Below are 26,563 nucleotides of genomic sequence, written 5' to 3'. Positions count from 1 at the left end.
AAATTATTTACCCTAAAAATAGAATAAAAATATGGTTTCCATCTCTTTATTAGACGGATGCAGGATTTATACCTTTAAATCGATTTGTTTTAAGCTCTCAATGCGATTACGTGTTAAGAAATCGTCAATCGTTTCGAAATGTTCAATAACCCGCTGGTCTTTAAATTCGAATACTTTATTTGAAAGCCCCTGAAGAAAATCACGATCGTGAGAAACCAAAATTAGCGTTCCATCAAAATTCTTTAAAGCTTCCTTTAATACATCTTTCGACTTTAAATCTAAATGGTTGGTTGGCTCATCGAGAATAAGGAGGTTTACAGGCTCTAAAAGCAATTTCACCATGGCTAAACGGGTTTTTTCGCCACCTGAAAGCACGCCTACCTTTTTGTCGATATCGTCGCCTTTAAACATAAATCCTCCCAATATATTTTTAATTTGTGTTCGAATATCTCCTTCGGCAACTTCATCAACTGTTTGAAAAATGGTTAAGTTTTCATCTAACAACGAGGCTTGGTTTTGCGCAAAATATCCCACCTTGACGTTATGTCCTAAACCGCATTGACCTTCTACATCAATTTCTCCCATAATAGCTTTAATCATGGTCGATTTACCTTCTCCATTTCTCCCTACAAAAGCAACTTTTTCTCCTCTGGATATAGACATACTTGCATTTTTAAACACAATATGGTCGTCGTAAGATTTTGATAAATCCTTTACTGTTACCGGATAATCTCCAGATCGTGGCGCCGGAGGAAAACGTAATTTTAAGGCCGAATTATCAACTTCATCTACCTCTATAATTTCCAACTTTTCAAGCATGCGCTCCCGCGAGTTAACTTGATTAGTTTTAGAGTATGTTCCTTTAAATCGCTCAATAAACGCTTTATTGTCTGCTATAAACTTTTGTTGCTCCTCGTAAGCTTTTAATTGATGCGCCCTTCGGTCTTCGCGTAATTGTAAATAATGAGAATAGTTCGCTTTATAATCGTAGATGCGGCCCATAGTAACTTCTATGGTACGATTGGTAATATTATCGATAAAGGCTTTATCGTGCGAAATAACCATTACTGCTTTTGCTTTGTTTATTAAAAAATCTTCCAGCCAAATTACCGATTCGATATCGATGTGGTTTGTAGGTTCATCCAGTAAAATTAAATCGGGTTTTTGTAGCAGTATTTTCGCCAATTCTATACGCATGCGATATCCTCCACTAAATTCGCTGGTAAGCCTTGTAAAATCTTCTCTTTTAAAACCAAGTCCGCGCAAAGCTTTTTCCACTTCCGCATCGTAATTAATTTCTTCAAGCGCATAGAACTTCTCTCCTAAATCGGAAACTTTTTCTATGATATTCATATACGCATCCGACTCGTAGTCGGTGCGTGTTTCTAATTCTTTATTTAAGCGATCCATTTCATCGCGCATTTCAAAAATATGTTTAAAGGCTTTTGAGGCTTCTTCAAAAACGGTACAGTTATCCTCCGTCAATAAGTGTTGAGGCAAATAAGCTATAACAACGTCTTTAGGAAATCGCACATGACCACGTGTTGCCTTTTGTTCGCCGGCTATTATCTTCATCATTGTACTCTTTCCTGCACCATTCTTGCCCATTAAAGCAATTTTATCGTTTTCATTTATCGTAAAAGATACATCGCTAAATAAAGCGCTTCCTCCAAACTCTACCGCTAAAGCATCAACTGAAATCATATTTGTGAAATTTAAAGCTGCAAAACTAGCAAAAAGCCTTCTAATTAGCTACGGTAAAATAACATTGAAAAAAACTATTCTTAACGTTTTATTAAAACTTTCATGACTTTAACAATAAGACACAAACGTACCTTGGCAGACTTTAAACCGTCTATAAATGCTTAAGAAACCCTTTTTAATAACATGCGTACTTTTATTCTTAAATTGTTCCAACGATATTGAGGACACTTCCGGTACCGAATTACTTTCAAATTTTAAAATGAGTTTGAATCATTGGCAAAATCTAAAACGTTCGCATACCAGTTCTTATATGTATACCGTAAGTTCGAAAACTAATTTAGGTTATTTGAACCAAACTAAAATCACGGTTAAAAAAGGAATTGTATTTTCCAGAGTTTATGAAGAGTACACGTTATATGATGAGGACAATAACCGTTTGAAATATGAAAATCGAATTATTTTAACTTCTTTTATTGAAGACATATCTAATATTGGCTCTCATTCTTGTGAAGCCAGTGAAGACGATTTAAATTCGATTTCATATTGTTATGCTGCTCCCGCCTTGACTATAGACGAACTTTATAACACTTGCCTAAACACATACTTGACTGTAAATGCATTAACAAATAATATAGTTTTCGAAGTTGACGATCTCAACCTTTTAAAAAATTGTTATTATACCTCTAACCTTTGCTCAGACAATTGTTACACCGGTATTAAGCTCACTAACTTTAAATGGTTATAAGTTTAAAATTGAATAACTTGACAAATAGCAACCTTTTTCTTATTTTTAGGATCCCTAAACAAAGAAGAAAAGGATTTATGAAAAAGAAATTTGTTGCCCTCACGCTATCTCTTTTAGCTTTTATTTATTTAAGTTGTGATGGTAATCGAGCAACTAAAGCCGAAAGTCTTATCGATTATAGAATAAGTTTAGACCAATGGAATAATTTAAAAGATTCCAATGGCAATTCGTATAAATACACAATAAGTACCCGCTCTGTATTTGGTTCAGGTACGAATACAACGATTACGGTTATAAACGGAATAGTTTTCTCGAGAGTTCACGAATCTTATTCGTTATTTAATGAAGATACAGGACATTATCTGGGTTTCGAAAACAGAATTGTTTTAGAGAATTTCACTGAAAATAAAACAGCTTTAAACACGCATGCATCAGGTGCACCGGCAATAACTATAGACAACCTTTACGATTCCTGTTTAAGGGAGTACCTTTCGGTAGACGCTTCCGACAATAAGGTGGTTTTTAATTACGATAGCAACGACATTATTAAAGATTGTTATTATATCCCTGATGGTTGTATGGACGATTGCACAGTGGGCATAAAACTATCTAATTTTGAATGGTTAGATTTATCTGATTTGAAGTAGAAAATTATTTATTTTTCTCCTCAATCCACTTACTCATATACTTTGTGCTTTGCATGGCGTGATGCTGAAGCATTTGTCCGGTGAAATTATTTAATCGATGATTTGGTAGATTCTTTTCGGTTTCTACTAATACAGCTAATAAATTTTTCTGATGCTTAGCAGCGTCAAATCTCTTTTTAATAATTTCGAAACCCTTTAATTGTTTATTTCTCCAAAGACTTTCCTCCTGATACAATTGTACTGACTTTTCGGCAAATAAATCTGGTAGATCTTCTATAAAGCCATTTGGTGCTAAATTCCCAAACATACCCTCTGCTCCAATACGCGTTGTTACGCAAGGTGTTCCGTTTTTCATGGCATCAATTAATTTTCCTTTTAAACCAGCACCAAACCTTAGCGGCGCTAAACAAACGCGTGCCTGCTGCATAACTTTATTCGCATCATCGGCAAAGCCTTTAACCATAAAACCTTCCTTAATATTATTTAATTGGTTTACCTTTTGTGTGGCATAAGCGCCATAAATATGCATTTCTGCATGAGGTAACTTTTCTTTGATTAAAGGCCAAATCGTTTCCTTTAGGTATAAGGTCGCATTAAAATTCGGCTCATGCAAAAAATTGCCAATGGTTACAAAATGTTTGCGTTGTTCAAAATAAGGCAACTCTTCAATTGATTCCTCTGGCAACTTTTCAAGCAAAAAAGGAAGATAAACCAATAACGATTTTGGTACGTTAAAATCGGTTGATAAAATTTCGATTTCAGCTTCCGAAATCATTAAAGTTAAATCGCATCGATAAATACTGGCTATTTCTCGCTTGGCTATTTCATTGAATAAATAGCGTTTTGAAAATGGTTGCTTATCCTTAAACGCTTGATGTCTGCCTTTTCGCAAACTATGTAAATCTTCGGTATCTAAAACCCGAATAGTATTCGGGCATTCTTGTGCCACACGCCAACCAAACTGCTCCTCGGTCATAAACCTATCAAATAAAACGACGTCGGGTTTTAAGGTTTTAATAAAACCATTAAAACTAGAATTATTTAATTCTACAAACGCATCTTCTACACCAATAGCATTAAGGTTTACTGCATTGTTGGTTTTGGCGCAAGCACTAACAAAAGTAATTTCATAATTTTCTAATTGAAAAAACCGAATTAACTGCATCATTCTGCTTCCAGCAGCTGAACTTTTAGGTTCAGGCCAAACAAAACCAATAATTAACAAACGCTTTGGCATGAAAAATTTAGATTTTATTTTTCAGCAAAAATAACCGTTAAAACCGAACTTTTATTCGGGTTTAGGCATCATTGCATATTTAGTACGCACCATTTTAGCCCAATCGACAACCGCTTTAATTTGATCATCGGATAGCTTCGCTTCACTATGGGTAATGGTGTACGATTTTAACGGCATACTTTTATCTTCCACCATTTCAATAAGCTCTTCAAATTTGTGGTCTTTTCGCTTCACCGAATTATCAACCCAATTCGACACATTGAAATGCTTTTTACCGTCTTCAATATGCTCGGCCAACCAATAATTTACTGGTGTTATATTATTATACCATGGGTATCGTGTTACATCACTATGGCAATCATAACACGTTTCTTTTAAAATCAATTTCACATCTTCGGGCGGGTTAGTTTCTGCTAAAAAAGGCTCTATAGAAGCCATATCTCCACTATTTTTTTCTGGTTTAAAAAATTGAGCTATAACAATTAAAGCCAATAGCGCCAGAACAATTTTTTTTGTTAATTTCATATCAGATGTTTTTTTGACTTGAATTTTAAAAGGCTAAATGTAATAAAATATAAAATGACTAATGATGAATTTTTTAATGAATTAACTAATATGTCGGGGGCGAGAGAAAATCGTTTAAAATATGCAGAAATGGTATTAAAAGACATGACGTTATTTCCCAAACTATTAGATATCTCATTATTAACAAACTCCGAAACGTCATCGCGTGCATTATGGGTGCTAGAATTTGTTTGTCTTGAAAACTTAAATGCCGTGATACCTTTTTTAGAAGTTTTCACAAATAATTTAAAAAACATTCATTTAGAATCTTCAATACGTCCAACTGCTAAAATTTGTGCTTTAATTACCGAAGCATATACTTCAAAAGAAACTAATGAATTTAAAAAAGTATTAACTACAAAACACAAAGAACACATTATTGAATCCTGTTTCGATTGGTTGATTAACGACCACAAAGTTGCCTCAAAGGTACATGCCATGCAAAGTCTTTTTTTTCTGGGCTTGGAAACATCTTGGATTCACCCTGAATTAATACAAATTTTAAAGCGAGATTTTCACCATCAATCAGCAGCTTTCAAATCGCGTTCCAGACATATTTTAAATAAAATTAAAAAGCATAAAAACTTATAAGCCCGACAGGTGTTCTTTACGGGTAAAAAAGCTATCTTTGCAACTTGTAAAAAATCAATCATTTTATGTCATTATCACCACTTAACGCCATTTCTCCAATAGACGGAAGATACAGAAGTAAAGCTGAAGATTTAGCACCTTATTTTTCTGAGGAAGCTTTAATTAAATATCGCGTTCTAGTCGAAATAGAATATTTTATCGCTTTATGTGAAATTCCATTACCACAATTAAAAGAGGTTGACGCTTCAATTTTTGAAGATTTAAGAGCTATTTATAAAGAGTTCTCAAGTGAAGATGCCATTGCGATAAAAGACATTGAAAAAGTAACAAACCACGATGTTAAAGCCGTTGAATATTTTATCAAAGAAAAATTTGATGCTTTAAACTTATCGCAATATAAAGAGTTTATCCACTTCGGATTAACATCGCAAGACATTAATAACACGGCTATTCCGTTAAGCATAAAGGAAGCAGTAAATCATGTTTATTTGCCAGAATACACTTTAGTAGTAAATAAACTTAAAACTTTAGTTCAAGATTGGTCTGGAATTTCAATGTTAGCCAGAACGCACGGCCAACCTGCTTCGCCAACGCGTTTAGGTAAAGAAATTGAAGTATTTGTAGTTCGCTTAGAAGAGCAAGTAAAACTATTAAACGATATACCAAATGCCGCTAAATTTGGTGGTGCTACAGGAAACTATAATGCGCACAACGTAGCTTACCCAGCAATCGACTGGAAAGCTTTTGGAACTAAATTTGTTCAGGAAAAACTTGGTTTATACCATTCATTCCCTACAACGCAAATTGAGCATTATGATCATATGGCCGCTTTATTTGATACCTTAAAACGCATTAACAATATTATTATAGACCTTGATAGAGATATTTGGACCTATGTTTCTATGGATTATTTTAAGCAAAAAATTAAAGCAGGTGAAGTTGGTAGTAGCGCAATGCCTCACAAAGTAAACCCCATAGATTTTGAAAATTCTGAAGGAAATTTAGGTATTGCCAATGCTATTTTTGAGCATTTGGCGGCCAAATTACCCATTTCAAGATTACAACGCGATTTAACCGATAGTACTGTATTAAGAAACGTTGGTGTGCCATTTGGACATACTATAATAGGATTTAAATCGACTTTAAAAGGCTTAGACAAATTACTACTTAACGAAGCTAAATTCGAGGAAGATTTAGAAAATAACTGGGCGGTTGTTGCTGAAGCTATTCAAACCATATTACGTCGTGAAGCCTACCCTAATCCATATGAAGCACTAAAAGGATTAACACGTACAAATGAAAAGATAAATCAAAATTCTATTTCTAATTTTATTGACACTTTAGAGGTTTCTGAAACAATAAAAGAAGAATTAAAACGTATTACACCTGGTAATTATACGGGAATTTAATTTATATGTTAAAAGACAGACAATCACTATTGCTTTGCGGTATATTAATAGCCGTATTTTTTGCGGGAGGCGTGTTAAATATTTTAAACAATTTTGCGATTAAAGCATTACTTGCTGTTTTACTTTTAACAATAGTTGTAAATCTTGTTTACATTAAGTATAAGGAAAAACAAGAGGACAATAACATTTCTTAAGAATAAAGATATTCGTAATACATTAAATAAAAAAAGAGAACCATTGGTTCTCTTTTTTTGTATAGGTTAAACAACAATTAAATTACATTAATGAATAAGAAACACTGCGGTGCAAAGTCAAATTCGTAAACACTTCACAATATATTCAAAACATTCCTAGGCTACTTTACAAACCATCTTATAAAAAGCAAAAAGACAACCTAAATCTGCTTTAATCATTTAATAAAGAAGCCTTTTTAAAGCTTTCAAAAAAAGCAAAATTTCTTTGATGAGGACTTTTGGTGGTGTTCATGCCCATATAAACCAAAACCATAAAGATGGTCCCTCAGACTAGGTAATAACCCAGCTCAATTTCTCCTTTTCCAATAAAAACGATTAAGAAAAAGAAACTAAATTTATTCGAATAATTCTCCCAATATTGATTTATTTAGAATTTTAAGTAAAACCAAAACAATAAATAGTCTTTTCTTATTTAATTTATTATTTTCGATAACTTAATTTCCTATATGAATCTTGACACCTTAATTGAAAAGTTTAAACAGAAAGACGAAAAAGCCTTCGAAAAACTATATCATATGTATAGTGAAAGTATGCAGGGGGTCATCTTCAATATTGTTCGCGACATCGATATAGCCGAAGAAGTCATGCAGGATGTATTTATTAAGGCCTGGCATAATGCCGATAGTTATTCTTCTGAAAAGGGTCGGTTTTTCACATGGATTCTTAATATTGCAAGACATGCAGCGATAGATAAAACGCGATCAAAGGCTTTTAAAAAATCAAAGCAAAACCTCAATGCTAATTTTTTCGTAGATATTCTTGAAACCAAAGACAATTTAGATAGATCGACGGATGCGATCGGCATTAAAGCATTCGTAAAAAAATTAGGCGAACAGTGTAAAGCGGTTTTAGAGCTTCTTTATTTTAAAGGCTACACACAAGTTGAAGCTTCGGAAACTTTAAACATGCCTTTAGGTACGATTAAAACTCGAAACCGAAATTGCATACAGGAATTAAGAAATATGGTATTAAAATAAAATGGATATAAAAGCTTACATAGAATCAGGAATATTGGAGCTATATGTGGCAGGAGCACTTTCTGAAAAAGAAAATAAAGAAGTGTATAACCTGATGCTACAATATCCTGAAATACTTCAAGAAGTTCTGGACATTGAAGCAGCCGTGATAAAGCTTACGGCTTCGGTTTCGCCAGTTAAAAACAATGAGAAAACTTTACAAGCAATAAAATCGCATCTCGACTTAAAAGATAAGAATGTCAAAGTCGTAAAAATGCCTAGATATAATTGGGTTACATATACTGGATGGGCAGCTTCCGTTTTACTTACCATCGGATTATTCTGGACACTTAAACAAAATAATAAATTAGAATCCGAAATTCAAATTGCGAACACCCAACAGCAATTATTAGAAACGCAAATAGCCAATTCTAAAAACAGTTTAGAAGAAGCCAATACGTTAATTTCGGTATTACGTGATAATAACATTACCAAGGTGCCATTAACAGGACAAGGTAATTTTTCCAACACCTATGCAAACGTGTATTGGGACAAAGAGAGTAATCGCATTTTTTTAGACGCTCAAGGATTACCAGAACCACCAGAAGGTAAGGTGTATCAGGTTTGGTCATTAACACTAAACCCATTAACACCTACCAGTCTAGGTACTATTGATAATTTTATAAGTGATAATAATAAAATTTTTGAAATAGAAAATTCTAATAATAGTGAAGCTTTTGGAATAACTTTAGAACCAGCAGGAGGTAGCGAAACACCAACTATGGAATTCCTTTACACTCTAGGTGTTGTAAACTTAGGATAAGTGCCTTATAGCATAAAGCATAATATCACGCTAAATAACTTCTTAAAAGATTAAAAACAGTAAATCATTTATGGTTTAACTGTTTTTAATTTAATTTTGGAATAAATCGTCCAACATAAAAAGAACTAAGTTAATTATAATCTTATCCGGTTAAACCATTTAAAACAAGCTTATCAAAACAAAATTTACAGGTTAATTGGTTCCATTTTTGTTTTCAAAATTTTATTTTAGCTCATCAAACAAATAAACAATTCTAACATTCCATGCGAAATAGAAACAGCTTAATAAACAAATTGTCACTCATTCTGGTTTTACTATTTTTTCAAACCAACATAAACTTTGCTCAACAAAACAATAATACACCGCCTAACATAATTATTTTCTTGGTAGACGACATGGGTTTAATGGATACTTCTGTACCATTTTTAACCGATAAAAAAGGAAAGCCCAAAACCTATCCTTTAAATGATTTCTACATCACACCCAACATGGAACAATTAGCTGACCAGGGCATTAGATTTACTAATTTTTATGCGCATTCAGTTTGTTCTCCTACCCGAGCTTCAATTTTAACCGGACAAAATTCTGCACGTCACAGAACCACAAACTGGATTCATTTATTAAAAAACAACAAAAATGAATTTGGACCTTCCAACTGGAATTGGGAGGGTTTAAGTAAGTCTTCAGTCACTTTACCTAGATTGCTTCAAAAATCCGGATATAAGACCATTCACGTTGGAAAAGCACATTTTGGTCCCAATGGATACGATGGCGAAAACCCACTAAACTTAGGTTTCGATGTAAATATAGCTGGTTGCGGTGCTGGTCACCCTGCAAGTTATTATGGTCGGGATGGTTATGGCCACATTAAAGGCGATAAAACACGCGCTGTTCCTGGACTGGAAAAATACTGGGACGACGATGTTTTTTTAACTGAAGCTTTAACTTTAGAAGCCAACAACAAAATAACTGAAGCTAAAAACGAAGGAAAACCGTTCTTTTTATACATGTCGCATTATGCGGTCCATCAACCTTTTCAATCTGATCCGCGCTTCGCTTCACATTATGAAAATTCGGGAAAAACCAAAGAAGCTCAAGCCTACGCTACCTTAATTGAAGGCATGGACAAATCTCTTGGAGATATTATGGCCCATGTTAAAGAATTAGGCTTAGGTGAAAACACCCTTATTTTATTTTTAGGTGACAATGGTTCCGATGCACCCCTACCAGACAAAGATTTCTATAGTAGTTCTGAACCCTTACGTGGTAAAAAAGCGATGCATTGGGAAGGTGGTATGCGCGTTCCATTTATTGCAGCTTGGGTAACACCAAATAAACGTGTTAAAGTGCAAAAAGGGTTTAAAATTTCCAAAGGTAAATTAGAAAATCAAATGGGAACCATTTTTGACCTATTCCCTACTATCTGTGATTTATCTCATGTTGAAATACCAGCATCTCATAAAATTGATGGCTACGATTTAAAACCACAGTTAAAGGGAAAAACCAACGATCATCGGGACAATGTATTTTTGAATCATTTCCCGCACAATCATAGAAGTTCTTATTTTACAAGTTTTGTGAAAGACAATTGGAAAGTTGTTTATCATTTTCAAGTTAAAGGCGAACCAAAATACGACTTATTTAACTTAAACAACGACCCTTTTGAAGCTCATAATTTAGCAGAAACGAATAAAGAGCAACTAAAGGTAATGATGAAACTCCTACAGGAAAACATGGAAAAGATGGGAGCCATATATCCAGAAAAAGATGGACAGGTTTTAAAAATTATTCAGCCATAACATCGAGACATCTCATCAAACAAAGCCTTAAAGTATAGACTTACTTTAAGGCTTTTTTTCTAATAATACATCATAAAGAAATAAATAAAGTAATTTTTATTTAACTATTCTGCATATTAATCGTAATATTGCAATAAAACAATTAATATGGGATTAGCAAAAACCGAAATCTTTACCGACCTCCAAAACGAAATTGCCTTATTTGCCAAAGCCTTTGGGCATCCAGCACGCGTGGCTATACTTCAGCACCTGTTTAAAATTAAAACTTGTGTTTGTGGTGATTTGGTTAATGAAATAGGTTTAGCACAACCTACCATATCGCAACATTTAAAAGAATTAAAACAGTTAGGACTGATAAAAGGTTCGGTTGAAGGAACTAGTGTATGCTATTGTATAAACCCAGAAACCTGGTCAAAAATGAAAACTTTAATGACTCATTTTTTAAATCAGGATTTACCAAATACCACCTGCTGTTAATTCTTTATCATTAACTATTTAAATTAATAAAATCATGAAACTATCAGAAGTAAAAAATGCTTTACAAGACATAGAAACTATAGCATTTCAGCTGCCTAATGGAGAGTTAGTTCCAAGTCATTTTCACGTTACCGAAATTGGTAAAATTGATAAAACATTTATTGACTGTGGTGGCACAGTGCGTCATGAAAATATTATAAATTTTCAATTGTGGAATGCGAACGATTACGACCACCGATTACACCCCGATAAACTAATGCATATTATTGAGCTTTCAGAAAAAACATTAGGATTAGAAAACTATGAAATTGAAGTAGAATATCAAGGAGAAACTATAGGTAAATTTGGATTAGATTTCGATGGAAAAACCTTCTTATTAACCAACAAACAAACCGATTGTTTAGCAAAAGACAACTGTGGTATTCCTACTGAAAAACCAAAAGTAAAATTATCAGAATTACAAAATGCAAACGCCTGTATTCCGGGAAGCGGTTGTTGCTAATTTAAATACTTATAGATTCATATAACATGGCATTATTTCCTAAGATTGAAGAAACGATTCAGAGCCTATCTCCTGAAAACACAAGTAAAGAAAGACAACTCATTTTACAACCCTTAATAAATTATATTCAGGATCAAGTAAATGCAAAAAAAGACATTCGATTAAATTTTATATGTACCCATAATTCGCGTCGCAGCCATTTATCACAGGTTTGGGCACAAGCAATGGCACATTATTTTAATATTACATCGGTGTTTTGTTATTCTGGTGGTACAGAAGCGACTGCCCTTTTCCCTAAAGCGGCAGAAACTTTAAAAAACACAGGGTTCCATATCACTAAGATAGCTGAAAACAACAATCCTATTTACAGTATCAAATACAGTAATAATGAACACCCAGTAATTGGTTTTTCCAAAACATATGACGACGCATTTAATCCGAATTCGGAATTTGCAGCTATCATGACTTGCTCTTCAGCAGATAAAGGCTGCCCATTTATTCCGGGCGCCGAAAAACGTATTCCGATAACATTTGAAGATCCTAAAGCATTTGATAACACACCTTATCAGGATGAAAAATACCTTGAAAGAAGTCTTCAAATTGCCACCGAATTATGTTATGTCTTTTCAAAAATTAAATTATAATTATGGCCACAAAAAAATTAAGCTTTTTAGATAGAAACCTAACCTTATGGATTTTTGTTGCCATGGCAATAGGTGTAGGCATAGGGTATTTTTTCCCAAAATTCCCCAACCTTATCCAAACCATGAGTAGTGGCACCACAAATATCCCAATTGCTATTGGATTAATTTTAATGATGTACCCGCCTTTGGCAAAAGTAAATTATGCACTGTTACCTGCTGTGTTTAAAAACACCAAAATACTTTCGGTTTCATTAATACTAAACTGGGTGATTGGTCCAATATTAATGTTCATACTGGCAATTACCTTTTTAAAAGATTATCCAGAATATATGGTAGGACTTATTTTAATTGGTCTGGCCAGATGTATCGCTATGGTTTTAGTATGGAATGATCTGGCTGAAGGAAGTAGTGAATATGGCGCTGGACTAGTTGCTTTAAACAGTATTTTTCAGGTGTTTGCTTATAGTTTCTATGCTTGGATTTTCATTACCGTTTTACCGCCATATTTTGGTTTTGAAGGTGCAATTGTAGATATTTCGATTGGTACCATTGCTGAAAGTGTGGCTATTTATTTAGGTATTCCGTTCGCATTAGGTATTTTAAGTCGTTTCATCCTTGTAAAATTAAAAGGTGAAGACTGGTATACAAATAATTTTATTCCTGCTATTTCGCCATTAACCCTAATCGCCTTATTGTTTACTATTATTGTAATGTTTTCTCTGAAAGGTGAATTAATTGTCGAAATTCCAATGGATGTTTTAATCATTGCTATACCGCTGCTTATTTATTTTGCTCTTATGTTTATTATTGGATTTTTCTTTACCAAAGCAATGGGCGGCACATACGATAAAACAGCTTCGGTGGCATTTACAGCTGCTGGAAATAATTTCGAATTAGCCATTGCTGTTGCCATTGCTGTTTTCGGATTAAATTCCGGACAAGCCTTTGCTGGTGTAATTGGCCCTCTAGTGGAGGTTCCTGCATTAATTTTACTCGTTAGGGTTTCATTTTGGTTACGTAAAAAATACTTTCCGAAAGCAATAAATTAAAGGATTTAATCAAATAAAAAGGCGGTTCAAAAATTGAATTGAACCGCCTTACCTAACAAAAACCTAAAAACCAATTAGATTTAATCATTATAAATCCTATTGAAAATCAATTTTTCTTTTTCATTTTTCAACATTTCCCAGGTTTTGTAAGGTTGAATTAACTAACCAAACTAATTTCTTTATAAATCTTATGCTATGTATGATTAAGACAAGTTCAACATAGTTTACCCTACCCTTATATTTTTAAAATCGGTAGCTAACCGTCGCTTTCATAAAAAATGGAGTACCCGGCGTAAAATGAATTTCCTCTACCGGTGCAGTTTCATTAAATAATCGTGATTCTGTGGCAAACTGTGTTTCGTTCCACTCTGCATCCAATAGGTTTTCTATAGCTACACTTAAGGTTACTTTCTTATAATTATAATTAACATTAAAATCAGAAACAAAATAACCTTTCGCGACAATACTATTATCTTCATTCGCTGGCCGATCGTCTACATATCTAAATCTTAATCCACCTGAAAATCCTTTCCATTTGTTAACCGACAAACCTCCTGTCCAAGTAAAATCTGGTGCCAAAGGAATATAATTTTCACCCTTTGGACTCTCTAAACTTCTTGCGTTAGTAATAGTGGCATCGGTATCAAAAAACAGGTAATCTGTTAATTGATAGCGCAAACCAAAATCGGCACCATAACGCTCGGTTTTTCCACTAGGTTCAACGATACCGGCATCCCCCACATATACAAATTCTTGCTCCAGAAACAAATACCACAATGCCGAATTAACGATTAACTTGGGAGTCGGTTTCCACACACTTCCTAAATCGGCGCCATAAGAACGTGGTAAAATATCTTTCCCCATCCGACTAACAACCACACGAGTATCGTTGGAATGAAAACCAAGCCCGGATTTCACATAAACTTGCAAATTTGAAAGTGCTGTATAGTAAAAGTTAAGTTTGGGACTTAACAACGTTTTTGTTTCGGCTTGCGTTTTGTAATTTTCTTCCAGCTTATCGTTATACATAAATTTAAAATAATCGATACGTAATTCTGGCGCGATCGTTAGCTTACCAAAATCTAGTTGTGCACTACTAAACGCGCCAAAATTTGTTTGATTTAAATCTCCTAACTGTATAGATTCTAAAGTGGTTTTTCGATTTAAAGTATGCGACAATTCAATATCGTTAACAATATCATGTCTTAAGCTCATACCCGAAGTCATTTTCAATTCTACATCACCTAAAAACACCTCATTTGTCAAGGTCGTATTAAGTCCAAATATGTGCCGATCTTCTTGTTGTTTTATTTGATCTCCATTAACAGGATCTTCTAAAAAGAAGGTGAAATTAGAGTATAATTCAAAGCCATAATGCGAGTAAAAAGCATTCGTTTTTAGCATGGTGTTATCGGATACGTGCTTATTAAAAGCAACGTTTAAATTACTGCGTTGTGTATTACCTCCTTCGGTATCGTCTATAGCGCCAAATCGGCTAATATTGCCATTGTCTACTTCGCGCTGCGGAATTTGTCCTGATGCATCCCAACGACTGGTAAAATGCGATAAGGTTATTGAAACCTTATCGTTATTAGGAGAATAACTACTGTATTTTCCAAACAAGTTTAATCGATTAAAATTTTGAGGGGATTCGTACGGCCCATCGGTAGCCAAATACTCCGCGGCGAGATAAGCACTCTTATCGGCATCGTGCTCCAAAAGGTTAAATAAACCCAGTGTTCGCAAAGTATTAAACTGCCCAAGAGACACCCCGATTTCATTCTCTTTTAAATAATCTTTAGTTGAAAAATCTACATATCCTGCAGTTGCAAAATCTCCTCTATTCGCATAATATGATCCTTTTCCAAAATCAATTTTATTAATAGTTTCCGGAATAATAAAGTGTAAATCGCTATACCCTTGTCCGTGTGCATGCGACACCATATTTACCGGCATACCATCAACCGACAGTGCCACATCGGTACCGTGATCGATATCAAAACCTCGTAAAAATATTTGCTCAGCTTTTCCTCCACCTGCATGTTGTCCTATAATTAAACCAGGGACTTTTCTTAAAATTTCCTGCGAGGAATTTACCGGAGTAGTTTCTAAATCTAGACGCGATATAGTACTTACCGGATTTAATGTTTCGCTAATTATAAGTTCACTTAATTGAAATGATTTCTCTTCTAATACAATCGTTTGTTCTGTATTGAAATTTGAAGCGCTTAAAACCAAAAACCGATTTTTAAAACCTAAAAGTCCGATTTTTATAGAATCGCCTACCGAGCTCTGGTTTAAAACAAACACACCGTTTTCCAGTGAATGCGCATGACTTTTAGAGTTTAAGTTATAAATATACGCCGCTTCCAAAGGTTGCTTATTTTGATTCACAACAACACCTTTGTACTGTTGTGAAAATGAAAAATCAGTGTATGTTATGACGAAAATAAATGTCATAATTTTTAATGGGTTCATGGTTGACTTTTTGGTTAAATGTTTTTGATTTCTTTTGCCGTTAAGGGGCCTAATTCAAAAATACTTTCAAGTAATTCGTTTTTCAAATGTTTTACTTCTTTTAACTTATTATTAGCTTTATAAATGTGTGCTAAATGAAGTAAGCTTTGCGGCTCATACGTTTTATTGGCAACGCGATCCTTTACAATTTTTAATGCCCGTCTTTTAAAACCTTTTTTATAATATGTCCATGCCAATAAACTATAGGATTCTGGAGTTGGACGATTGGCCACCTCTATTTCAGCCAGTTTTAATGCTTCATCTAATTTCTCCACATTATTGGCATAAAGTGACACATTATAAGTATTATACATATCTCCGTACATAGGATTATTAACTGCCGTTTGATATGCTTTTAATGCTTGCCTATGAAGATTCATATCGCCTTTAAATTCGGCGATTTCAGCTTTAAGCAAATAATAATCTGGAGCGTGGTAGGTTTGGGTAACAGCATTTAATATGCGTAATGCTTCGTCCGGGTTTTTCTCGTGCGAATACACAATCCAAGCAATGCCGCGTTTAGCATAGGCATTATTTGGGTTTAGCGCTAATGCTTTCAGGAAATGATTATACGAGGCTTTAATTTGACCATTATGTCCATAAAAATCAGCTAAATTGGTATAAATCCATTGTTTCAGGCTTTTAGAGTTAGACTGCTCTGCCCTGATTTTAGCTTGTTCTAAATATTTTATTGCCGCGGTTAAATCCCCTCTATGATCCGACCATTTTGCGACACGAATTAAATAATCGAAATCGGCATCGTTACTAAATTTATCTAAATAACTTTTTGCGAGCTCATAGTTCCCTAATTCCAGATGCACGTCAAAAAGCATTTTCTGAGTACCTTCCAGCTTATCTGCATTTGCTTCCGCTTTTTTCAATACCGCTAAGGCCTCTTTAAATTTATGCTGCGAAATATAAGTTCCTGCAAGGCCTTTTAAATAGGCTGAATTGGAGTAGTGCGTCTTATCGTTTAATGTTTCGAAGGTGTCCTCGGCTTGTTTTAAATAGGCAACTTCTCCCGTAATTCCGAAAAGCTGATTGTAAGCTCCCGCAATTTTTGCCAGATAGGGAAATTGATTGGGGGTTTGAATGAATTTTTCCTGCCAAAATTCTAAATCTTGCAACGTTTGTTGTTCCGCTTCATTAGATTCCGCCTCCAAGTAAAGCGAATATGCATCAGGGTCTGTTATTTTTTCTTTTGAATTTGTACAACTCGCAAATAAAGCAAGCATACAAATCGAGATTATATATAGAAATTTCATGGTTTTATGTTTTTGTTTGTTGTTAGTTTAGAAACATCAGAAACCAAATGAATTTATTTGGTTCCTGATTTTCAATTTAAAAATTACCAAGGTGAAGCGAGGTAAGGAAATGAGGCTAAAAAGGCTTTATCGTTGGCATCTACATTATCATCAGACAACCCAGGATTTTCTGAAAAGTCTTCACCACCAAAAATTAACAGTAACTCAACGGTAATAACGTCATCAGATAAATTTCGTCCTGTTAATACATTAGTTCCGTCATAAAAGGTTGTGGTTCCATCTAACGATACATTTAATACGTCGGTTGCCAGTACACCTGTAAAAGCTGCCGCATCTAAACCTAAAGCATTTTTATCACCTGCGTTGGCATAGGCAGGGCTTAAAGCTTCCAAATTCGTTTGAAACATACTTTGGAATGATGCATTTTGCATGGATGGTATAGTTACGTTAAACATATCCTTGCTTGCAGCCGATACAAAAACAGTATTTACAGCCGGTCTTCCCATTTGGTCTTCCTGCACATAAGTACCCGATAAATCAGGCCATTTCATTTCATATTTCATATCGTCGTCATCACTACAGTTATATGCTAAAAATGGTATTATTAGAAGTGCTGCTAGTATTTTAATATTTTTCATAATCGTGTGTTTTTCGTTAATTAGTTTTTATTGTTTTCTTTTCGATTCTACCCAGGTGTTAATAGTTCCGCTTCCTCCTATGGTTGATTTAGGCACTTCAACTACAACAGACATCACATTGGTTCCTGCGAAGGTATCTGAAGCCATACCATCTGGTAAAAATGCACCTTCTTCCATGCCATCACCGTCATCATCGCCTGGAGTAACAATTTGAACATAACGTGCAAAATCCATAAAGAAAGGATCATCTCTTGGACCAGCGAAAACACTAACTCCATTTTTGCTTCCTATTAAAGCATTCGCTCCGTAAGGTGTAATATTGGTAACTGCTGCGTTTTCAATATCGCTAGCTACTACCATACTATTTAAACCTGTTTGAGTAGGCATTTTTGGTCCGATAACATACATTTTTCCATTTTTTGGAATGGCCTGAATGACGTAATCTTCAACAAAATCGTTGTCGCTATCAATGTTAAATTCAATCATAACGCTTTCATCAAAACTTGCTGAAGCCGTATTAGCAGGACTTAAAAGTCCCTGCACATTAGCTACGAACACCATGTTATTGGTATCTTCACCTTGAAAGGCGTAAAAATCTGTAATATCGCTTGAACCACCTTGCACCTCTGGAGCATCAATATGGTCGGCTGCAACAACGAAGTAACTAGCCACTGCTAAAACTCCTAATCCTAAAACTGTTCTTAATTTTCTCATAATCTGATAAATTGGTATTTAATTTTGTTTCTTGCCCATACCTACGAAAAAAAGAAACTATCGGTTTTGTTAAAATTTTGTTAAAGAAAAATATTGCTTAATTTTCATTGAAAACATTACATTTACACCCATAAAACCATGTGATATGAATCCCTCTGCAAACGGTTGGATAAAAAAATTACTTAAAGAAGTTAAACCAGATAAAAATCTGGAAGGCATTAGTAAAACGTCTTTTTACATAGCTTTAAGAGATTGCGGTTTTATTTATGGCAGTAATTTGAAAGTGGTTTTAAAACTTGTTGAAAAGGGTGACTTAATAGAAGAAGAACTCTGTAAAGTAAACCTTTGTCTTGCCCTGCTTCACACCCATTATAAAGCTGAGACGCACATTCCTTTTGTAGAAAGCGTTATTAATTTTTACACCGAAATTAGCGAAAAGAAAACATCGTTTTTCGATGAATTACTTGGGGGTAAAAAATCAAACGAACAACTTGAAAAGCTTATTCACAAGCGTATACAGATAGATGCTAATATTTTAACTAAAAACTTTAATTACTTTATAATTAATGCGTTATTATATATTGATGTATTAACTTATGATGCGTATTTAAAGAATAAATCTATTTCTATAGATTACATTAAAAATCTAGAAGCTTCTATTGAATGTATATCTCTAGATGTATTAAACTCAAAAGACATAAAAAACCAATATGATGAGAGTTTAATTCGGCTTATAGAATCGTCGTTACGCTATCAGGATCACGAAAACATAACATACGACAAGGCTATTTCAAATATAAAAACGCCTTTAGAAAAGCAATATATTTTAGATTTAGCATGTATGGCAGCATGGACTGACAAAACTATAGATAGTAACGAGAAACGCTTTTTAATACAGTTAGGTCAAGATTTGAATATTGAGACCACGCTTATTAAAAAGTCCTTGGAAACTGTAAACACATTTTACACCCTACATAAAGACAAAATTGCCATATTAGGGTCGAAAAATATGGTTCAGAGTTTTTACAACAACTCGAGTAAAATGGTAAAAAAGCTTATTACCAGAAATAGTAAGCGATTATACCAGGAACTTAAAGATAGTAAAGAGCTAATGGTGCTTTTAAGTCAGTCTACTATTCGGGATTTAACTTCCGAGGAACAGAAAAAAGTTCAAGAACAATTGTTGGATATTTTCAAATCGATACCAAGTTTAGCAATCTTTTTGCTTCCCGGCGGAGCTATTTTACTACCCTTAGTGGTAAAATTTATTCCAAAGTTATTACCATCGGCCTTTGATGAAAACCGTATTGATGAAGATTAATTTTTAAGCTTCCAGCCAAGCTTTAAAATCTTTAACCCGTTCACGGGCTACAATAACTTGTTGATCAGCAAAGGAGTTTAATTTAATTTCCAATCGTGAATTCGTATAGCTAACCATATCGTTTATTGCATTTATATTCACAAAGAATTTCCGGTTAATTCTAAAAAAAAGTTCTGGCTCAAGTTCATGTTCCAACTGTTCGAGCGTGGTATCTAAAAGATAATTTCTTCCGTTATTGGTATGTAAGTATGTTCCTTTATTCATACTATAAAAACACTCAATATCACTTACCGCAATAAGTTTTAAATGTTGTCCGACTTTTACCGAAAATCGTTTTTTGTATTCCCGATCTATTGGATTTACCAATAATTCCTTAATATCATTAAAATCTAACACAACAGATTTTTTATCTGGTATTCGCTCCCGGTACTTTTTAACCGCCAATGTCAACTCATCTTCATCTATTGGTTTTAATAAATAATCGATACTATTCAATTTAAAGGCCTGAAGTGCATACTCGTCGTAAGCTGTAGTAAAAATAACGGCACTTTTTATATTGATGGTTTCAAAAATTTCGAAAGACAAACCATCGCTTAACTGAATATCAAGGAAAATTAAATCTGGATGATTATTATTTTCAAACCATTGCAAAGCAGTTTCTACCGAATGTAACATAGTTTGCACCACAATATTTTGCTTTTCCAGCATCCTATTTAAACGGCGTGCCGATGGTTTTTCATCTTCTATAATTATAACATGCATCACTTTCAATTTTTTTTGAACATGGCTAGTACACTATTCCCATTGATTTTTATCCTTATCTAGAAACTCCTGTATTTTCCGATTCTCCCAATCTCTGGAAAAAATAAGGTGTTTTCCAAAAACTCCAAACGCATGAAAACACAATCCTACACCCCAAAATATAGCAGTTGAAAAGGTATTAAACGACCAGAATTCATCATTCAGATCATATACTAATTTTAAAATAATTAAAAACAGATTAATTATTACATACCAAAATAAATGCCAATAAAATCCTTTTAATTTCTTAATTCTATTTTCCGCCCTTAAATAAGCATCTTCCTTATTAAATGGCGATTCTGTATTTTTTCTTAAAGATCTCATTCTATTCATGATTTAATTCCAGTTAGCGCGCTCTTCCTCTGTCATGAATTGTTCCATTTTACGCTTTTCCCAATTTCGGCCAAAAAACTTATCGTTAACAAACACCCTAAACCCTTGAATGCTTAACCCTAGTGCCCAACCTAACATTGGAAACCAAAACCATTGGAATTGCCAAGATGTTCTGTAGTTAACAAAAATTAAAAACGGAATAACCAAGCAGTAAGAAAATAGATTATAATAAAATCCTTTAAGTTCTTCCACATGTTTCCGGGCGCGTACATAATTGTCGTCGATTGTTTGATTTGATGTCCTCATAACTGATATTTGTTTTGAAAGCATTGGAATTGCAACTGCAAAACGGTTCGCCTCCTGATTGATGTTTAATTTTCTATTAGTAAGCAATTTGTAGCGCTGCATAATATTACTTAATCCCACACCACTACTCTTTTTCACTATTTGCTTAGGTTGCAAATTGTTTTCGACAACTAAATAATTTTCATCTTCAAAAATGTTAATATGTAGTGGTTTATTTACGGTAACCATATTATGTTTTACGGCATTTTCCAAGAGCAACTGCAACGACAACGGGACTACTTTAAAATCGGGGTTTGAAGCCTGTTGGGGTATTTTAAACACAATACTATCTTCAAAACGCATTTTTAGCAGCGACATATAAGTTCGAGCAAAATTAAGCTCTTCATCTACCGATACCAATTCCTTATTTTTTTGTTCAAGTACATAGCGATATATTTTTGATAATGCTGTTGTAAATTTTTGAGCATTTTCAGGATTTTCATCAATTAAGCTTGTTAATACATTTAAACTATTAAAAAGAAAATGGGGATCCAGCTGATTTTTAAGCGCATCAAATTTAGCACTGGCAGTACCAGCAATTACTTTTTGTTCTTTGATTCTATTCTGCTGATAACGATTATAGAAATATATCAAATGAAAAATAACAACAATAATTAACGTTATAATTAGCCCAAAACCGTAGTACGAGAACCTTTCGTGCGTTAAAAACTGATTAAATGAATTCCCATAAACCACCACAGAAATTGATGCCCGTAACACAAATAAATCTAACACCGTAACAACAACAGAACCTACTATACCAACTAATATCCGTTTTATAGAATCTGTTTTTTTCCAGTTCCTTTTTTCTAGGTACCCGAAAAAAAACATATTCGAATACCCTATAACAAAAGCATACAACTGATAAAAAGCAAAATCGAGAATCACTTCGTTCCTATTAGAAAACTGTAAGCCATCTTCAATGTAATTTCCAACGAAAAAAATGGCACAACCAATAAAAAAGGTGATAATGATATTTTTAATTGTTTTAGGCATTTTGATTTAATCTTACGATATATAATATATTGATATACTTCATCTTTAAAGTTAATAAAAGAAATGTTTAAAGCTATTTTCGTTAATATTTTTGATTATTATAAAAACATTTCATTCTAACTTTTAAACAAATTTGCAATGAATAAACGGAGTTTTTAAATCCTTTGTACCGAATTGTCATTTTTTAAGTCTGAAGTGTTTGCGCATAAAAAAATCAAGATATATCGAGAATCAATATATCTTGACCTTAAACCCGTGATACACTTTACTAAAAAAGTTATTCGGGTTTTACAAAAAATTAGGGTTAAATAGACGAATGAAATTTAAACACTATTGGCACCGCATAATTCACCTTTACAGGTCTGCCACGTTGCATTCCTGGTTTCATTTTAGGCAGTAAACTTATAATGCGTTCGGCTTCTGTTTGCAACAAATTATCAGGTCCTCTTGATTTAATATCGGTCACATAACCTTTGTCATCAATTATAAAAACCACATTTACCCGCCCTTGAATTCCCAAATCTATAGCTTGCTCAGGATAAACAAAATTGGCTTTTACATGCTCTAAAACTTTTCTATTGAAACATTTTATAGTTTCTTGTTTGGATTTCCCCTCACATCCCGGAAATACAGGAACACTTTCAATTATTGAAAATGGAACCTCAGCCACCTCTTCTATTTCAGTAACATTAACATCAGAAACCCCAACCTCGGCACTATATTCAACAATAGCATCACTTTGATTGGTTTCTGTACTTTCAAAAATAGTTTCCTCAATATCAATATCATCTTCTACAATACTAACCTGTTCCTGTACTATTGCAGGGGGTGGCGGAGGTGGAGGTGCTGGAGCACTTATTTTTACAACAGGAATGTCTTCTTGGGTTTGCGCTTGCATATTTACATACCCAATATCAACCTCTTCCTTATCATAAGTTTTATATTCTAAGGCTTGCCAAGACAAAAAAAGCATAATATTAAGACCGATAGCAAAATATATACTGCTGTTTCTGCCAATTTCTACATCGGAATTTTTCTTAGGTAACATGGCTATTAAATTTTATAGTAAAAGTTACTTATTTAATAGCCCAAATACTATGACATTTGTCATGTATACGAAACGAAAATCGCTTAACGTTAGAGCTCTACACGCTGTCTCCTAAGTAGAATTTTTGCATAATTTCGACTTACTTTATCACCATAGTCTCGGTAGGCACGTTGGGCCCATTGCAACGCCATATCGGTATCTCCTAAAACCTCGTAAGAAACTGCAATATTATGAGCAGCTCTTCCAGCCGATTTACTTCTGGGGTTAGCATTAATAAGATCTTTCCAAATGGAAATAGCCTCATTCCATTTTGCTACCTCTGCCGAGCGCCATCCAGCAGCAAACATGTTTTTTTCTCGACCTTTACCTTTTTTATACATATCGCGTTTTACACGGTAATAACTCGGTAAAAATCGGTTGATATAATCTAATCCAGCCGCATAAGCAGTTTCTCCCAAAGCATTTATTGGAGGAATGCCATTCACTAAATCGAAATTCATATAATGGGTTTGCTGGAATTGATCGATAATAGATTTACTATAGGGATCATATAAACGCCAGTAGCTTTTTACATTAACACGAGCACCGGTAGGTATCCTGTTACTTGGTTTTCCCGTTGTGATTACCGAATTTACTTGATCGACAACCGCCGAACGAATTAAGTCGGAATTAGAATCGAAATTTTCTAAAACCAGTAACACATCGGCATTTGATGATTCACATATTTCAGATACCTTATTCCAGCTTAACAAATCTGGTGTAGCTCTAGTTCCAGTACCATATAGACGTAATGTATCCGGCATTATTATTTGTATATGGCTTTTATTATGAATACCATCAAAAACACCTTTCATCGCTTCATCGGAAGCTATTCGGTCCGATCCCATAATTTCACCGGTTGTTATGGCCTCCATGGTTTGTGCATTTTTATCCTCTTCCTTGGTTAGAGAACGGTTTACTAAAACTACATTCGATACATTTTCAGGAAGCATTACAATGGGTTCTTGCGGATAATTTAAATGAACGTATCCCGAACTTCCGCAGGACAACAAACTAAGCATAACAATTACAACAACTAAAAAGTAGATATTTTTCATGATGTTAGGGTTTTAATTTTTGAGATTAAAACAAGAAACATGCCATTTATGTTTTAACTCATTGATTGTTAGGTGTGCTATATTACTAATATTCTTTCGTTTTACTAAATAAAATTCATCAATTAATACCATTAAACATACTATTTAAGTTTAATTTAATTAATCCTTAAAAAAATATTTTTTTTAACATTGTAACGTTTTAAAACATTTGGCTACTTACAATTAACTAAACCATCAAATTGAAAAAAGAACTAGAACATAGTTTTGTTGAATTGCTAGAAAAGCATCAAAATATTGTACATAAAGTATGCCGATTGTACACCAATAATTACGATGCCCATAACGATTTGTTTCAGGAAATTACCATTCAACTCTGGAAAGCCTACCCTAAATTTCGTGGCGATTCCAAGTTTAGTACCTGGATGTATCGCGTAAGCCTAAACACAGCTATTACACTTTACCGAAAATCGAAACGAACCATTAATACGCAAGACTTTAATGGCGTAGAATATAAAATAAAATCTGAGGCTTATGATGATACCGAAGAACAACAATTAAAAATTTTATACAAAGCTGTGCATCAGCTTAACGATATAGAAAAAGCACTTGTGTTTTTGTATTTAGAAGACAAAGACTATCGAGAAATAAGTGAAACTTTAGGAATTAGCGAGGTAAATGCACGTGTGAAGATGAACCGAATTAAAACCAAACTTAAAACCATATTAAATCCGTAAACCATGGATGAATTAGATTTACTAAAAAAAGACTGGAAACGTCAGTCGAGTCACAATACATTATCGGCAAAGGAAATATACCCTATGCTGCTTAAAAAATCGTCATCAATTGTAAAAACTCTGTTTTATATAAGTGTTGCCGAACTGGCCTTTTGGATCATTATTAACACGATTGTACCTGTGTCTTTTTCAGAGGAATTCAATCAAAAAATGGACAATTTTTTGAACGACTCATTTTTTAATTTCCTCACGTATTTAAGCTATGTAGTCATTGCCGTCTTCATCTATTTACTATATCGATCGTATCGATCAATATCGATTATGGATTCTGTTCGAGGTTTAATAAAAAGCATTATAAACACCCGGAAAGTCATTAAATATTACGTAGCATATAACCTAATTGTTGCTGGTACATCGCTTTTGGGAGGTTTCTATTATGCCTTTACTCACGACCCGGAACTTACCGACAAATTTGCTCATTTTAGTACCAAACAACTTATAGTTACATCAATGATTGTGGTCTTATTCACCATTGGGTTTATCGTAATACTTTGGTTATTTTATAAATTAATTTACGGGCTTTTATTAAAACGCTTGAATAACAATTACAAAGAACTGAAAAAACTAGAGGTATAGTCTGGATGGCGTTCCCCCTTCACCTTATTTCGGGTCGGACGTTCCACTATATGTTTTCGGTATGCTCAGCTAGCATTTCAAAAAGGATGCCGTTTCAATCCCTAACGCATGTCTTGGTCTTTCGAATTTCTATCTTTTGGTTAAAACCCTAATGTGTCTAACGGCTTCACTTGCCCAACCTGCATAGTTCCAAGGTGCTTATCGCCTACTCTAACTCGCACTAAACGTAAGGTAGGAAACCCCACCGCTGAAGTCATTTTACGAACCTGCCTAAACTTGCCTTCGTTTAAAGTTACCGAAATCCAGGTAGTTGGACCATGACGCGCATCTCTTATTTTTTTCGAGCGTACTGGTAAGTCGGGAACCTGTTCTAATTTGAAGACTTTGCATGGTTTGGTTTGATATTTTTTACCGTTAAAACCAATTTCTACCCCTTCTGACATTTGTTTTATGGCGTCTTCAGTTATCGCTCCATCAACCAACGCATAATATTCCTTATCTACCTTTTTACTATTTACAAAATCACTGGTTTTACCATCGGTGGTAAGCAACAACAACCCTTCCGATTTTTCATCCAAACGACCAACGGCCATAATACCTTCGGGAAAATCATATAAACTACCAAGAAATTTTTTCTTTTGTTGTTTGCTGTCGTTACTATAAAACTGACTTAAAAACCCGTAAGGCTTGTAAATCATAAAATGTTTATGTTCCATT

At 34.0% G+C, this 26,563-nt stretch carries 25 protein-coding genes and 2 pseudogenes; 14 read left to right on the top strand and 13 right to left on the bottom strand.

Going from position 1 to position 26,563, the window contains the following annotated elements; translation table 11 throughout:
- Positions 1-66: 66 nt before the first annotated feature.
- The gene (locus ICJ83_RS13545) at positions 67-1,704 is read right to left on the bottom strand and encodes an ABC-F family ATP-binding cassette domain-containing protein (protein WP_188230941.1); all 1,638 of its coding nucleotides are present in this window, start codon (positions 1,702-1,704) and stop codon (positions 67-69) included.
- A gap of 157 nt (positions 1,705-1,861) precedes the next feature.
- Between ICJ83_RS13545 and ICJ83_RS13540 the strand changes: the two genes are divergently transcribed.
- Both ICJ83_RS13540 and ICJ83_RS13535 read left to right on the top strand, forming a co-directional pair.
- On the top strand, positions 1,862-2,449 hold the full coding sequence (locus tag ICJ83_RS13540; protein WP_188230940.1) for a hypothetical protein: 588 nt from the start codon (positions 1,862-1,864) through the stop codon (positions 2,447-2,449).
- A 77-nt stretch (positions 2,450-2,526) separates the two neighbouring features.
- On the top strand, positions 2,527-3,096 hold the full coding sequence (locus ICJ83_RS13535; protein ID WP_188230939.1) for a hypothetical protein: 570 nt from the start codon (positions 2,527-2,529) through the stop codon (positions 3,094-3,096).
- A 4-nt stretch (positions 3,097-3,100) separates the two neighbouring features.
- Here ICJ83_RS13535 and ICJ83_RS13530 read toward each other — a convergent pair whose 3' ends face one another.
- Positions 3,101-4,333, bottom strand: a complete 1,233-nt coding sequence (locus tag ICJ83_RS13530; RefSeq protein ID WP_188230938.1) for a glycosyltransferase family 4 protein — start codon at positions 4,331-4,333, stop codon at positions 3,101-3,103.
- 51 nt (positions 4,334-4,384) lie between these two features.
- Positions 4,385-4,858: a heme-binding domain-containing protein gene (locus ICJ83_RS13525; protein WP_188230937.1), complete on the bottom strand. Its 474-nt coding sequence runs from the start codon at positions 4,856-4,858 to the stop codon at positions 4,385-4,387.
- A 54-nt stretch (positions 4,859-4,912) separates the two neighbouring features.
- On the opposite strand from ICJ83_RS13525, the gene ICJ83_RS13520 reads away from it, so the two are divergent.
- From ICJ83_RS13520 to arsB, 9 genes are all read left to right on the top strand, one after another.
- Positions 4,913-5,488 (top strand): adenylosuccinate lyase, encoded by a 576-nt coding sequence (locus tag ICJ83_RS13520; RefSeq protein ID WP_188230936.1) that lies wholly within the window; start codon positions 4,913-4,915, stop codon positions 5,486-5,488.
- A 65-nt stretch (positions 5,489-5,553) separates the two neighbouring features.
- Positions 5,554-6,897, top strand: a complete 1,344-nt coding sequence (gene purB, locus ICJ83_RS13515; protein WP_188230935.1) for an adenylosuccinate lyase — start codon at positions 5,554-5,556, stop codon at positions 6,895-6,897.
- Positions 6,898-7,597: 700 nt separating this feature from the next.
- Entirely contained in the window at positions 7,598-8,128 is a 531-nt protein-coding gene (locus ICJ83_RS13510) for an RNA polymerase sigma factor (protein WP_188230934.1), read from the top strand.
- 1 nt (position 8,129) lies between these two features.
- Positions 8,130-8,930: an anti-sigma factor gene (locus ICJ83_RS13505; protein WP_188230933.1), complete on the top strand. Its 801-nt coding sequence runs from the start codon at positions 8,130-8,132 to the stop codon at positions 8,928-8,930.
- A 263-nt stretch (positions 8,931-9,193) separates the two neighbouring features.
- On the top strand, positions 9,194-10,729 hold the full coding sequence (locus tag ICJ83_RS13500; protein WP_188230932.1) for a sulfatase: 1,536 nt from the start codon (positions 9,194-9,196) through the stop codon (positions 10,727-10,729).
- Positions 10,730-10,876: 147 nt separating this feature from the next.
- Positions 10,877-11,206 (top strand): ArsR/SmtB family transcription factor, encoded by a 330-nt coding sequence (locus ICJ83_RS13495; RefSeq protein WP_188230931.1) that lies wholly within the window; start codon positions 10,877-10,879, stop codon positions 11,204-11,206.
- Between the two features lie 34 nt (positions 11,207-11,240).
- Positions 11,241-11,708, top strand: a complete 468-nt coding sequence (locus ICJ83_RS13490) for a DUF6428 family protein (RefSeq protein WP_188230930.1) — start codon at positions 11,241-11,243, stop codon at positions 11,706-11,708.
- A gap of 26 nt (positions 11,709-11,734) precedes the next feature.
- Positions 11,735-12,352, top strand: a complete 618-nt coding sequence (locus ICJ83_RS13485; protein ID WP_188230929.1) for an arsenate-mycothiol transferase ArsC — start codon at positions 11,735-11,737, stop codon at positions 12,350-12,352.
- 2 nt (positions 12,353-12,354) lie between these two features.
- On the top strand, positions 12,355-13,401 hold the full coding sequence (gene arsB, locus ICJ83_RS13480; RefSeq protein ID WP_188230928.1) for an ACR3 family arsenite efflux transporter: 1,047 nt from the start codon (positions 12,355-12,357) through the stop codon (positions 13,399-13,401).
- A gap of 243 nt (positions 13,402-13,644) precedes the next feature.
- On the opposite strand, the gene ICJ83_RS13475 is transcribed toward arsB, so the two are convergent.
- From ICJ83_RS13475 to ICJ83_RS17135, 4 genes and pseudogenes are all read right to left on the bottom strand, one after another.
- Positions 13,645-15,879 (bottom strand): TonB-dependent receptor, encoded by a 2,235-nt coding sequence (locus tag ICJ83_RS13475; RefSeq protein ID WP_223154779.1) that lies wholly within the window; start codon positions 15,877-15,879, stop codon positions 13,645-13,647.
- A 14-nt stretch (positions 15,880-15,893) separates the two neighbouring features.
- A complete protein-coding gene (locus ICJ83_RS13470; RefSeq protein WP_188230927.1) occupies positions 15,894-17,183 on the bottom strand; it encodes a tetratricopeptide repeat protein in 1,290 nt (429 codons plus the stop codon).
- Positions 17,184-17,266: 83 nt separating this feature from the next.
- A pseudogene (locus ICJ83_RS16980) lies at positions 17,267-18,181 on the bottom strand (DUF4331 family protein).
- Positions 18,182-18,310: 129 nt separating this feature from the next.
- Positions 18,311-18,535: pseudogene (locus tag ICJ83_RS17135) on the bottom strand (DUF4331 family protein); the annotation flags it as partial.
- Between the two features lie 145 nt (positions 18,536-18,680).
- Between ICJ83_RS17135 and ICJ83_RS13455 the strand changes: the two are divergent.
- Positions 18,681-19,856: an LETM1-related biofilm-associated protein gene (locus ICJ83_RS13455; RefSeq protein WP_188230924.1), complete on the top strand. Its 1,176-nt coding sequence runs from the start codon at positions 18,681-18,683 to the stop codon at positions 19,854-19,856.
- Between the two features lie 3 nt (positions 19,857-19,859).
- Here ICJ83_RS13455 and ICJ83_RS13450 read toward each other — a convergent pair whose 3' ends face one another.
- The 5 genes from ICJ83_RS13450 to ICJ83_RS13430 all read right to left on the bottom strand — a co-directional run bounded on the left by ICJ83_RS13450 (position 19,860) and on the right by ICJ83_RS13430 (position 24,476).
- Positions 19,860-20,618 carry a LytR/AlgR family response regulator transcription factor gene (locus tag ICJ83_RS13450; protein ID WP_188231003.1) on the bottom strand — a complete coding sequence of 253 codons (759 nt, stop codon included), beginning with the start codon at positions 20,616-20,618 and terminating at the stop codon, positions 19,860-19,862.
- A 33-nt stretch (positions 20,619-20,651) separates the two neighbouring features.
- Complete coding sequence (locus tag ICJ83_RS13445; RefSeq protein WP_188230923.1) at positions 20,652-20,981, bottom strand: 2TM domain-containing protein; 330 nt, start codon at positions 20,979-20,981, stop codon at positions 20,652-20,654.
- A gap of 12 nt (positions 20,982-20,993) precedes the next feature.
- Positions 20,994-22,331 carry a 2TM domain-containing protein gene (locus ICJ83_RS13440; protein ID WP_188230922.1) on the bottom strand — a complete coding sequence of 446 codons (1,338 nt, stop codon included), beginning with the start codon at positions 22,329-22,331 and terminating at the stop codon, positions 20,994-20,996.
- Between the two features lie 304 nt (positions 22,332-22,635).
- Positions 22,636-23,379 carry an energy transducer TonB gene (locus ICJ83_RS13435; RefSeq protein ID WP_188230921.1) on the bottom strand — a complete coding sequence of 248 codons (744 nt, stop codon included), beginning with the start codon at positions 23,377-23,379 and terminating at the stop codon, positions 22,636-22,638.
- Positions 23,380-23,468: 89 nt separating this feature from the next.
- On the bottom strand, positions 23,469-24,476 hold the full coding sequence (locus ICJ83_RS13430) for a DUF6340 family protein (RefSeq protein WP_188230920.1): 1,008 nt from the start codon (positions 24,474-24,476) through the stop codon (positions 23,469-23,471).
- 239 nt (positions 24,477-24,715) lie between these two features.
- On the opposite strand from ICJ83_RS13430, the gene ICJ83_RS13425 reads away from it, so the two are divergent.
- Together ICJ83_RS13425 and ICJ83_RS13420 are read left to right on the top strand one after the other, a co-directional pair.
- A complete protein-coding gene (locus ICJ83_RS13425) occupies positions 24,716-25,210 on the top strand; it encodes an RNA polymerase sigma factor (protein ID WP_188230919.1) in 495 nt (164 codons plus the stop codon).
- Positions 25,211-25,213: 3 nt separating this feature from the next.
- On the top strand, positions 25,214-25,846 hold the full coding sequence (locus tag ICJ83_RS13420; protein WP_188230918.1) for a hypothetical protein: 633 nt from the start codon (positions 25,214-25,216) through the stop codon (positions 25,844-25,846).
- Between the two features lie 140 nt (positions 25,847-25,986).
- Here ICJ83_RS13420 and ICJ83_RS13415 read toward each other — a convergent pair whose 3' ends face one another.
- On the bottom strand, positions 25,987-26,562 hold the full coding sequence (locus ICJ83_RS13415) for a pseudouridine synthase (protein WP_188230917.1): 576 nt from the start codon (positions 26,560-26,562) through the stop codon (positions 25,987-25,989).
- Position 26,563: the final 1 nt, after the last annotated feature.

This window comes from Aestuariibaculum sediminum, assembly GCF_014596945.1.
In the GTDB taxonomy this organism is placed as follows: domain Bacteria; phylum Bacteroidota; class Bacteroidia; order Flavobacteriales; family Flavobacteriaceae; genus Aestuariibaculum; species Aestuariibaculum sediminum.
Note: the sequence above shows the minus strand (reverse complement) of the source record. Positions and strands in the feature narration are given on the sequence as shown.